General features: G+C 39.4%; 1 protein-coding gene. It reads right to left on the reverse strand.

What is annotated here, in order from left to right; genetic code table 11:
- The coding region (locus BUA99_RS15180; RefSeq protein WP_159430959.1) for a hypothetical protein at window positions 1-1448 on the reverse strand (1448 nt) is incomplete at both ends.

The following is a 1448-nucleotide window of genomic DNA, read 5'->3' on the forward strand; positions in this document are numbered from 1 at the left end:
GGTTTCACTGCTTGAACTCCTGTGTTATCCCAAGCACAAGTATTCGTGTTGAATACGAAGTTATCCCAACAGTTCACTTTTTCAGGTTTCACTGCTTGAACGCCAGTATTATCCCAAGCACAAGTATTCGTGTTGAATACGAAGTTATCCCAACAGTTCACTTTTTCAGGTTTCACTGCTTGAACTCCTGTATTATCCCAAGCACAAGAAGTAGTATTGAATACAAAAGTATCCCAACAGTTCACTTTTTCAGGTTTTGCAGCTTGAACGCCCGTATTATCCCAAGCACAAGTATTCGTGTTGAATACAAAAGTATCCCAACAATTCACTTTTTCAGGTTTCACTGCTTGAACTCCCGTAGTATCCCAAGCACAAGTATTTGTGTTGAATACGAAGTTATCCCAACAGTTCACTTTTTCAGGTTTCACTGCCTGAACTCCTGTGTTATCCCAAGTACAAGTATTCGTGTTGAATACAAAAGTATCCCAACAATTCACTTTTTCTGGTTGAGTTGCTTGAACGCCAGTATTATCCCAAGCACAAGTATTCGTGTTGAATACGAAGTTATCCCAACAGTTCACTTTTTCTGGTTGAGTTGCTTGAACTCCTGTATTATCCCAAGCACAAGTATTCGTGTTGAATACGAAGTTATCCCAACAATTCACTTTTTCAGGTTTCACTGCTTGAACTCCTGTGTTATCCCAAGCACAAGTATTCGTGTTGAATACGAAGTTATCCCAACAGTTCACTTTTTCAGGTTTCACTGCTTGAACTCCCGTAGTATCCCAAGCACAAGTATTTGTGTTGAATACGAAGTTATCCCAACAGTTCACTTTTTCAGGTTTCACTGCCTGAACTCCTGTGTTATCCCAAGTACAAGTATTCGTGTTGAATACAAAAGTATCCCAACAGTTCACTTTTTCAGGTTTCACTGCTTGAACGCCAGTATTATCCCAAGCACAAGTATTCGTGTTGAATACGAAGTTATCCCAACAATTCACTTTTTCAGGTTTCACTGCTTGAACTCCTGTGTTATCCCAAGCACAAGTATTCGTGTTGAATACGAAGTTATCCCAACAGTTCACTTTTTCAGGTTTCACTGCTTGAACTCCCGTAGTATCCCAAGCACAAGTATTCGTGTTGAATACGAAGTTATCCCAACAGTTCACTTTTTCAGGTTTCACTGCTTGAACTCCTGTATTATCCCAAGCACAAGAAGTAGTATTGAATACAAAAGTATCCCAACAATTCACTTTTTCTGGTTGAGTTGCTTGAACGCCAATATTATCCCAAGCACAAGTATTTGAATTGAAGACAAAATCATCCCAACAATTCACTTTTTCAGGTTTTGCAGCTTGAACGCCAGTATTATCCCAAGCACAAGTATTCGTGTTGAATACAAAAGTATCCCAACAATTCACTTTTTCTGGTTGAGTTGCTTGAACGCC

Origin of the sequence: Flavobacterium segetis (assembly GCF_900129575.1) — a bacterium.
In the GTDB taxonomy this organism is placed as follows: Bacteria; Bacteroidota; Bacteroidia; order Flavobacteriales; family Flavobacteriaceae; genus Flavobacterium; species Flavobacterium segetis.